11 protein-coding genes and 1 pseudogene are annotated in these 9332 nt (G+C 58.2%); 8 read left to right on the top strand and 4 right to left on the bottom strand.

Translation table 11 applies throughout. The features are described 5' to 3' along the window. Nucleotides 1-124 precede the first annotated feature (124 nt). From ASF08_RS25560 to ASF08_RS24900, 4 genes and pseudogenes are all read right to left on the bottom strand, one after another. Nucleotides 125-838: pseudogene (locus ASF08_RS25560) on the bottom strand (hypothetical protein); the annotation flags it as partial. Then, nucleotides 835-1020 (bottom strand): hypothetical protein, encoded by a 186-nt coding sequence (locus tag ASF08_RS14740; RefSeq protein WP_162238962.1) that lies wholly within the window; start codon nt 1018-1020, stop codon nt 835-837. The pseudogene ASF08_RS25560 and the gene ASF08_RS14740, both read right to left, overlap by 4 nt. Before the next feature lie 118 nt (nt 1021-1138). After that, nucleotides 1139-2944: an alpha/beta hydrolase gene (locus tag ASF08_RS24190; protein ID WP_082473220.1), complete on the bottom strand. Its 1806-nt coding sequence runs from the start codon at nt 2942-2944 to the stop codon at nt 1139-1141. 608 nt (nt 2945-3552) lie between these two features. Beyond that, on the bottom strand, nt 3553-3945 hold the full coding sequence (locus ASF08_RS24900) for a hypothetical protein (RefSeq protein WP_156629601.1): 393 nt from the start codon (nt 3943-3945) through the stop codon (nt 3553-3555). A 150-nt stretch (nt 3946-4095) separates the two neighbouring features. Here ASF08_RS24900 and ASF08_RS24895 point away from each other — a divergent pair, with 150 nt between their 5' ends. The 8 genes from ASF08_RS24895 to ASF08_RS14700 all read left to right on the top strand — a co-directional run bounded on the left by ASF08_RS24895 (nt 4096) and on the right by ASF08_RS14700 (nt 9068). Then, nucleotides 4096-4302 (top strand): hypothetical protein, encoded by a 207-nt coding sequence (locus ASF08_RS24895; protein WP_156629600.1) that lies wholly within the window; start codon nt 4096-4098, stop codon nt 4300-4302. After that, on the top strand, nt 4299-4565 hold the full coding sequence (locus tag ASF08_RS14725) for a hypothetical protein (RefSeq protein ID WP_056146648.1): 267 nt from the start codon (nt 4299-4301) through the stop codon (nt 4563-4565). The genes ASF08_RS24895 and ASF08_RS14725 overlap by 4 nt, the downstream gene beginning before the upstream one ends. A gap of 78 nt (nt 4566-4643) precedes the next feature. After that, complete coding sequence (locus tag ASF08_RS24185; protein ID WP_082473219.1) at nt 4644-5207, top strand: MerR family transcriptional regulator; 564 nt, start codon at nt 4644-4646, stop codon at nt 5205-5207. A gap of 4 nt (nt 5208-5211) precedes the next feature. Beyond that, entirely contained in the window at nt 5212-5463 is a 252-nt protein-coding gene (locus ASF08_RS14715; RefSeq protein WP_056146645.1) for a hypothetical protein, read from the top strand. After that, a complete protein-coding gene (locus ASF08_RS14710; RefSeq protein WP_056146643.1) occupies nt 5453-6676 on the top strand; it encodes an integrase in 1224 nt (407 codons plus the stop codon). Before ASF08_RS14715 ends, ASF08_RS14710 begins: the two co-directional genes overlap by 11 nt. 289 nt (nt 6677-6965) lie before the next feature. Continuing rightward, nucleotides 6966-8459, top strand: a complete 1494-nt coding sequence (locus ASF08_RS14705; RefSeq protein WP_156629599.1) for an integrase arm-type DNA-binding domain-containing protein — start codon at nt 6966-6968, stop codon at nt 8457-8459. Nucleotides 8460-8531: 72 nt separating this feature from the next. Then, a complete protein-coding gene (locus tag ASF08_RS26040) occupies nt 8532-8699 on the top strand; it encodes a DUF6953 family protein (protein ID WP_443136824.1) in 168 nt (55 codons plus the stop codon). A 156-nt stretch (nt 8700-8855) separates the two neighbouring features. Beyond that, entirely contained in the window at nt 8856-9068 is a 213-nt protein-coding gene (locus tag ASF08_RS14700) for a hypothetical protein (protein WP_056146639.1), read from the top strand. Nucleotides 9069-9332 lie beyond the last annotated feature (264 nt).

The following is a 9332-nucleotide window of genomic DNA, read 5'->3' as shown; positions in this document are numbered from 1 at the left end:
TGAAGGGGCCCGATCGGGCCCCTTCATCGTTCAAGCGGCCGACCGCCACTGGCCTGGTTTTACTCCGCCGCAGCGGCCTGGAATTGGTCCGCCCTTTACAGAGGCTGAACTCCGAAACGAAGGAACGCCGTTGGCGCGCCCTCTCGTAGGCCTCCGTGCCGCACTTCTTGATATGAACGACCCGGTTGACGACCTGAAGGATCGGCGCTTCCCAGTACGGCAGGAGGATCGGCCAGGGGGCATCACGGTGCTCGCGCCAGACACGGTAGAGCGGCGTACGGTGATCCACCTCGGCCGTCTTGAGCAGACGCTTCCCGGACGCAGCACAGCGATGGCGCTGATGCGCTTTCGGGACCTTCACCTGGTCGCTCGGTGCCACCCCGTCTTTCCAAGGGGGTGACGCAGGCCGAATGCCAGCGGGCGTTCTTGTTCGGCGTGCCGGAGCCCCACAGATCCTTGTGCCAGCCGAACCGGAAGACCGGCTGTCCGCAGATACAGCAATGGCCGGGGCCACGGGCATGCGCGGGCTCGCGATAGGGGGATGGTGGCACCCGGAAGGTCGCGGCGAGGCCCGAGCCCTTCTCGGAGCCTAAGCGCCACGTCCATCCCTCCGGCTGGCCTGAGAGTGTGGCCAGCGCGCGCGTCAAGCGATCGGCCCGGAGGACGTGGTTGCGCCAGTAGCTCCCGAAGGCGAGGCGAGGCGCGGCGTCGGTGACATCAGCGGGCGGGATAGCGCGTGCTGAAGGACGGGCGCGGGGAAGACGGTCGGGAGCGCCCGTTCGAGCCGGGCGCGGGAGCGTTCATTCCGCTCCGCACGCCAATCCGATGCAGCACTCACGCCGGGTCGAGGACGCGAGCATGGGCGACCGCAGGCGCGGGTGCCGGTGCCGGTGCCGGTGCCGGTACGCCCGCGATGGCATCAGCAAGCAGGTCCAAACGTAGCGCGAGGTCGCTCACCTCGTTCAAGGCGATGGCTTTGCCGCCGCTCTTCACCGCTCGGGCGATGTCCCTCATTTGCATCTTTGCGATCCGCGACAGTTCGACGGTAAGTTGGTCCCGGGTCATCCCCATCTATTTGGCTAACTAGACCGCCCCGACTGAGTCCCTGATAATCGGCCGAACAAATGTGAAGCCGCATTCACGGAACATACCGCCAGAACTGGGGAGGCTTAGCATTCCGAGGCTGCCCACGAACTTCGATCAACCTCGGAGGCAAGCTTCCAGCAAGTAAAAGCTTTATATCATTCATCACAGACTTGCTACTAGAGAAAACATTATGATTAAGCCCTAAAATTTCGTCACCCAGAACTGAAACATCGATACTTTCAAGTCTGGGCAATATAATTGGTGTTCCTAGCACGAGATCGCCTGCTCTCGGCGCCTTAAACAGGGCCTTTGAAAACTTAAGTGCTTTATCTTCGGATGATGCATATAACGTCATCCCTTGAGCAATTTTCGAGATGCTTGGTATCATTTGCATGAACTGCTCTCTATCGACGTCTGGAGCCGCCATTATAAATTGACCCACTGATAGGGGAGTTATCGTAGTTCCACTGCTGGAAAGAGCATCTAATGCGAGCAGATTTCCCATGCTATGCGCTAAAATATGAACCTTCTTAATGCTGGTCTCGTTCTTCAGCATCTGCAGTAGTTTAATGAACGATGGGCGAGCGATCTGAGCGCTTTCGCGATCATATAAATAATCCCCAATTACCCCCCTGGAGGCCCATGAAAATAATATAGGCAAACCTTTGTATTGCAGATCCCAAGCAATTTGTGCAGTACGGAATATGGCGTCTTCGAAAGAATTATTAAATCCGTGCACGAATATCAGCGCCTCATCTGAACCACTCTCGTTGATAATTTTTTCAAATTCGCTTTGATCAACGGTCGACGCTTGCTTAATTATAAAATGCTTAGAGTCTTTTTCGGTCTCAGCATAGATTTCAAATCCAAAGAAAGTCCAATTCATAGGTCGTTCAGCTTGCCCTAAAAAATGCTTTATTGGAACGCTTACGCGCGCAGATCCAAACGAGAGTTCTTCACCACGATCACCAGAAAAATAAGCAATATCCTTCTTTGAGGTCGATGGTTTTCTTGTTGTTGCGAACAGGAGCTGAACTTCGGAAGGGGCCGAGCTTGTGTCCGCATCAGCCTGTATTAGTTTTTCTGTTTCTGATAACTCTGCAGGTTTTACTTTGGCGTCTTCTTTTGCAATTACGGCCGATTCAGCGCCATAGTCATTACGTTTTAATTCAAGCGGATTATGTCTAGATTTTTCCGAGTTCTCTTCACTAGATGCTGTTTTTACTGGGGGAACCCTACCTATTATCAAAGTGTTTTCATTATAATTTGCAAAAAACCCCCCAGATGCGCTGATTCCTCTATGCTTTCGCCTTAATTTACTCGAAACCTTATAGTCTCTACTGTTTTTTATATTACGTTTATATTGTTCTCTGCTTTTAGTCGTCGGATCTTTGCGAGGTATTGTTTTGATGTGCGCGGATGTCGGAATTACCGCGCCGCCAAAACTGGTCTCTACTGCATAAAATTCGATAAAATTCACCTTTTTACTATTTAAGTCAATGCGCAGCTTCCATTTCACCTTACCGCGCTGATAGTAGGTTGTCAGCTTCAGATCAATTCCATCTGACGTAATGTTCTTTTCTATATTAGACGTATGATTAATCCGTCCTAAAGACAAAACCGATTCCGATATCAGCCTCTCCCCCAAGTTATTCTCTATTTTTTTAAAAGATGACTCAGAAAGCCAACTAATTAATAATTCACGGTCGCCAGATGTTACGGCCTTCGATATTATACCTGCTAAAAGGGCAGGATTATTCATTGCAGATCCGGATACCTGAGCAAGCGCTGGACTGAATGAAATCGCCGCAAAGAGCAGTAATGCGAAATTCGCGCGCTTGAAGAACCCAGTGAGCATCACTTTAGGTATCCTTCAGCTTTCAAATGCTCGGCGAGTGCTTTTCGCAGTGCTTCCGGTCGAGACGGCTTAGGCTCCGGTTGATCTGCAATCCATGCGTCAAGTGGGGCAAGCTGGGTCGGAGGGATGCGTACTGTGATTGGCGTTGCATCTACACGTGGTCGGCCGCCTCTGTCTTTTTTGGTTTCTGACATTGACAACCTCCGGCCGGTTGATAATGTCAGAAACTGCCGGGCCGAACAAGAGGTGGTGCTCTTGAACGGCCCTGACCACTCACGTCGAGGCACGACGCATCATGGCTATCCGGAATTCTACAGCATCGGCTCGCGCCGGTGAACGCTCTCGCTCGCCTTTTGCAGCGGCATACGCCCGTCCATTCCCAGAGCTTGAGGCTCCGGAGGCCGAGGCGGGGGAGCATTGGCCCGTCATCCGAGCCGATCGGCCTGACACGGACCACGTCCGCGCCCCGCGCTTCCTCGACATGGCCGGTGACCTGGTCTCTGCCGCCCTCATCATCGCCGGGGGCGTGCTCGCCTACGGCTTCGTGCATCTGGCTTGAGGGAGAGGCGATGATGGCCAATGCACTCACCTCTCGAAACGCTGTATCCTCACCGGGCAAGGCGGATATTCGCGAACGGTCCGCGGACCTGAAAGCGAAGCGCGCCGCTCGGTCGAAGCCGGAACCGGCTGAAGCCCCCGGGCTGATTGCTGATCTCCATGGAATGATTGGAGGCGTCCGAAACGATGATGGCACCGTCACGTTCTGTGACGCTTCCGGTCGCGTGCTTCGCAAGCCCGTTGCCGAGTGGGTGTCCTTCACCGCAATGCGTATGTTCGCTGAGGTGCGAACCGAGATGGCCCGTCAGCTTGAGGATCCCTCCCTGGATGATGATGCCCGAGAAGCGTTGAGCACTGAGCTGCGGCGCAGCCTGCGCTTCGATGCGGTGGGTATCCTCGCCTTCCGAGCTGAAGCGGCGTTCCAAATCGCTCAGGCTGGGCACGAGGGTGCGATCCCTTCTTTCAAGAGACCAGCGGCGAGCACTGTGTCAGTCGAGCTTGAGAGGGCTGTGAGGGCGCACCGTGAGGCGATGCAACTCGCCCTTCATGACCCTGTCCAGTCCGAAGAGCGCAGCCGTGCGAGCCTCACCAGATTGAAGCGCCTAGCTGATGCCGTGCGCAACGAGCCCGCCCAGTCCCTCGCGGATCTCCGGCACAAGGTCATCTACCTTTGGCCTGGCAGCCTATCTGGCCAGCGTCTCAAGGGCGGACTGGCCGCAACCTTCCAGAGCTTCCGCGAGGACGTCCTGAGGCTGGCGGCCGACGATCGGTCCGAGAAAGCCGATGAGGCAGCCCAATGACAAACGTCGTTCGCTTCCCGGCCTCTCGCCGGATCCAGGCCACCACCATCCCACGACAGGAGTTCGAGCGCTTGGCCGAACTCGTCCTCGATATCGTCGACCGCATCGTGGCGCTTCTTGATGAAGCTGACGGTGATCCTGATTGGGAGGCTGACGCCGATTTCGAGCCGGACGCAGACGGTGAGCCGTCGCTCGGTGCGCCTGATCGGCACAAGTGCCAAGTCGGATGGTTTCGCGGTGGTAGCTCGGATCTCGAAGTCTGAATCAGTCGTAGGACCACAGGGGTCTTTACGTCGGTTGCGTTTCAGCGTATGACCTCTGTGGTCTTATAGGGATAGGTCATGGATCATTTGCAGATCGAGGCATGGGCGTTCGACCGCACCATTGCCGCCGATTTGGTCGGAATGAGCCCGGTGCAGGTGGGCAACTATCTAAAGCGTTATAACCTTTTTCCCCATCGCCCCCGTGGCAAGGGCCACCCCATCTCCTTCAAGTTCGCTGATCTCCTTAGACTGAGCGCTGTCAAGGCACTCATCAGTCATGGGGTTACACCAGAGCAGGCAGCCGCAGCCCTGCGTCAAAGCCGCGGTCCCTACAGCGTTTTGCTCATCGATGGCTACGGGCCAGACCAAGTGCCCGTTTTCAATTTTCCGGGCACGATGTTTTTCTCCCAGGATCAAAACGGTAATTTGGTCCAGCAAGATGGGACGAATACTGTCGTAGCCATTCATATTCGTTGCTGGCCACTTTTCGATAATCTCTGGCCACGTGTGCGTGCACAGATTGAAAAAGAGGGGGCGTCCGATCGTTCTCCCTACCCCGGTAACGTCACCGAAGGCATCGCAGCCTTCGAGAAATACATCGCCGACCTTCGCGCGCTGCGCTGGGGCAGGAAACAGGGCTGAAGCAATGGCGCGTCGCCCCCACCACGATCAGGGTCTGTTTCCGAATGAGGCCGAGGTGGCCCGCCGTCTCAGCCAGGATCCGGCTGAGTGGAAAGCGAAAGCGACCATTCTTGAGCGTGATGGGCTGCCCCGGATCGATCCGATGATGGGCGCCAGATACTGGCCGGCTGTCATGGCCTACTGGAACCGGCGCTATGGTCTCTCTACCGCCGCGGCGATGTCGCCCGACGGAATGGAGAACCTCAATGCCCTCTGATCTCAACGCGCCCGGGCTGAAGCGCCGGAAGCGCAAGTCCGGACCGGATATCCTCTATTGGGTCGCCCGTGCCGATCTCGTGAAAGCCGGATACCGGCCGGAGACCGTCCGCCTGCCCTACACCGGGGACGACGAAAGCCACCGCAGTCTGATCTCCGCAGCCTGCATGCGGTTTCAGGCAGAGATGCTGGAATGGTCGTCGGGACGGAAGCGGGAGCTCAACCGGTTCGACGGCACGATCCTTGGTCTCTCTCGACGCTACCAGACGGACGAGGCCAGCCCGTTCAAGCGGCTGAAGCACTCGACCCGCCACAAGGACACCTACACTCTTGTGCTCATCGAAAAGGCCTTCGGCACGCGGTCGCTCGCAGCGCTGAAGATCGACGATTTCTATCGGTGGTATGGCGCGGCCAAGAAGCCGAAGGAGCTGGGCGGGCCGGAGCGTGTGCGACGAGCCTACGGCATCATCAAGAAGCTCCGTGAGATGCTGGCATTCGGCATCATGGCTGAGCTTCCCGAGTGCAAGCGCCTCTATGACGTTCTGCAGCATGCCCGCTTCTCGCAGCCGGCTCGACGCCGGGTGTCGATGGAGCTGAGCCATGCCGAGGCTTTCATAGCCAAGGCGCTTGAGATGGGCCGGCTATCCCTGGCGCTGGGGACCGCCATCCAGTTCGAGACGGCGATGCGTCAGAAGGACGTCATCGGCGAGTGGGGGCCTATCCCTGCAGGCGGAGCGGCCTCGGGTATCGTCCTGAACGGGCGCCGGTGGGTGAATGGCCTCACATGGTCCGATATCGCGGCCGACCTCGTGGTGAGGAAGGCAACGACGAAGACGGGTGCCTTCGCCGCACACGATCTGAAGCTCTGCCCTCTGGTGGTGGCCTTGCTGGATAAGGTGCCGGCTGATCGCCGCGTCGGCCCTCTGATCCTCGACGAGATGGCGGGCCGGCCCTTCGCCGAGTCCGCATACGGGCGCGAATGGCGAATCGTCGCGAAGGCCGCAGGTGTGCCGGACCATGTCTGGAACATGGACGCCAGGGCGGGGGCGATTACGGAAGCTGAGGATGCTGGCGCAGATCTCGACCACATCAGGTCGGCTGCGGCGCATGCACAGACCTCAACGACGCAGCGCTACTCGCGCGGCGCGGTCGGAAAATCACGGGCGGTAGCGAATCTTCGGGTCGCGCATCGGGCCGTGAAGAACGGGGCCTGAACAGGCCTTGGGGAACGCGACGGGGAACATGGGGAACGCGAGATCAGCGGTAGAAGGTTAGAAAAGCTGATACTTCAACGAGTTAGTTGGAGCGGGCGATCGGGATCGAACCGACGACATTCAGCTTGGGAAGCTGATCGATAAAAGTAGTGATATCGCAGGCGCACTTTCCACCAATACATAACTTATTGAAATTGTTGTGATAAAACGTTTTATTGGATATTCCGATGTTGACTGCGGGTCTTTCTCAGGTGTGGTATCGCCGTGGTATCGAGCTTAGGAGGATCGGGTGTCAACCTACACGAGAGAGAGGGGGCGATTGACAGCGGCCGACGTGAAGCGAGCATTGGCGATGGTCGCGAGCGGCAAGGTCCAGGGCCGCGGGATCGACCATGCCGACATCGCCTTTCCCGGGCTTATCCTCCGGACGACACCATTGGCGGTCACTTGGTATCTGAAGACACGAACCAAGACGCTCCGTCTGGGGGATGGGGGGAGCCTGACAGTAGCAGCCGCTCGCGAGGCCGCGACCCGGGCCAAGCTCGATCTCAACTCAGGCATTGACCCGAGCGTCGACCTGAAGGTGTTCGCACACGCCATGGCAAAGACGGGCGACTTAGCCATTGCCATGGACGCGGCGTTCCCGGAGGTGGCGGAGGTCCAGACCGACGATGAACGTCGCCGCCGAGGACCATGGCAATGGAAGGACCTCGTCGAACTCTACCTCGAACACAAGCTGCCAACGCATCGCCCGAGCTGGGGCAAGCAATTCGAGAGGCAACTACGTAGGTCCTTGAACGACCGACTGACCAACATGCGCGTCGCCGAAGTGCGCTCAGAAGACCTGCTCAAACTGCGGGACGATGTCGAGAAGGCGCGAACGCACTCGGCCGCGGCTGACACCATCGAAGCCGTGAAGGCTGCTCTCAACTGGGCGTTTAGTTTTCACTCTCACCGGGCAGGGCTCTCGGGGAACCTATACCCTTGGTGGAGAGACAAGGTTCAGACTGGTTACAAATCCAAGACACGGACCCATACGCCCAGGCTGGACGAACTTGTGCGGACGCTTGTCCTGGCTGAGCGATACCGGGCACTTGGGGGCACAAACAAGGAGACCTCGGATGCGGTGCTGGGTGCGCTGTGGGCGGTCGTCCTAACCGGCCAGCGCGTCGGCGCGCTAACTGGCACTCGGCGTGAGGCAATCCTCCCATGGCGTGACGGACCAGTCGGGTGGAAGATCTGGAACTGGTCCGGTGAGGAAATGAAGAAGTCAGGCGGCCACGAGGTGCCGCATGGCCTGCCGATGCCGCCCAAGGCTCTTGCGGTGATCGACAGATTCGATGCCGAGCCGGAAAGCCGGTTCTTGTTTCCGTCAGGGCAGCCAGACAAGCCATTGCAGGCAACGGCCCTAACGTCGCTGTTCGCCCGCTTAAGAGGGCAGGAAAAAGCAGCGAAACGAAATGGCGTCACGTTGCGTCCAGAGGGAGACTTATTCGCGAAATTTGGGATCCGGCCATGGGTCCGACACGACGTCAGGCGCACGCTATCAACCTACCTCGACCTCCAGGGCCTAGGTGGGTCCGGATCCGCCATCCTCGCTCACCGGAGGCAGCGCATACCCGACCAGGGGGGGCCAAAGTTGGTGCCCGAACTCGCCGAAGCCATCACGCTGAAGCACTATATCCATGGTCAAAGACTGGAGGTGAAGCAGCGAGGAATGGAATCTTGGGTGAACGCCGTCCTAGAGGCGTATGAGGTGGAGCGTACCGTCTTCTCCGCATGAAAGACTGAGCTCCAGGTTGCGACCGGCCGACCCGTCTACCAGGACCAATTCGCACGACACGTCCGTTAGAACGTGGGGGAGGATCTCACCTACCGAAACGGAAATGGGAACTGGGCCTTGGACAAGCGCATCAACGAGGCGTTCAAGAAGTTGAGCGGCGACCGGGTGGTATGGGAGCGCGGCAGCCAGTGCTGGTGCCTGCGCCGGCCGACGGACAAGCCTGGACGCATGCAATCGTGATCCCAGGTTCGGTAGCGCCCACCCTGCCGCTACGGCTACCGAGCATGGTTCACCTCTCCGAGCCAACGCCCGAAGTTTCAGGCTTACCATAATGCGGAAAGGCATCTCGAATCCTTCCGGCGAAGTCCTATCTTCAACTCGTCAAAGGAGATGCCTATGTCCAAGATAAAGGGTAGGAATGATGGCCCGGGTGGCCGCAACGAACATTACGACGTCGGGTCCCGCCAAAACGTCCCCCGGCGCAACGTGGTAGCGGAGATCAAGCGAGGCGAGCATCCCGACACACACATCGTCAAGGTCAACGGCAGGGAGTACGCACGCGACAATCCGGATGCATCGACAAAGGATAACGTGAACCAGGACAAGTAGGGTGCTAATGTGGCTCTCCCTGGCCCCGAAGCCTTATCGAGCGTTATCCGCGTGACCTTGACCGCGCTTACCTGCTTCATTGGCCCCCACCCTTTGGGTACGATGCCGATGGAGACGGCATGACGGCATCGCACGTCCTTTTCGATGGGGGACCGGACAACTGGAGGTCGTGTCCCTTGGCGTGGTGTAGCTCGCTGAGGGCCACCACGATCACCGGCTTGGGCCGGGAGGATCAGGCTGCCAGGGTCGGCAGGCTGACGAGGG

Origin of the sequence: Methylobacterium sp. Leaf85 (assembly GCF_001422125.1) — a bacterium.
In the GTDB taxonomy this organism is placed as follows: domain Bacteria; phylum Pseudomonadota; class Alphaproteobacteria; order Rhizobiales; family Beijerinckiaceae; genus Methylobacterium; species Methylobacterium bullatum.
This window is presented reverse-complemented; position numbering and strand designations above follow the sequence as displayed.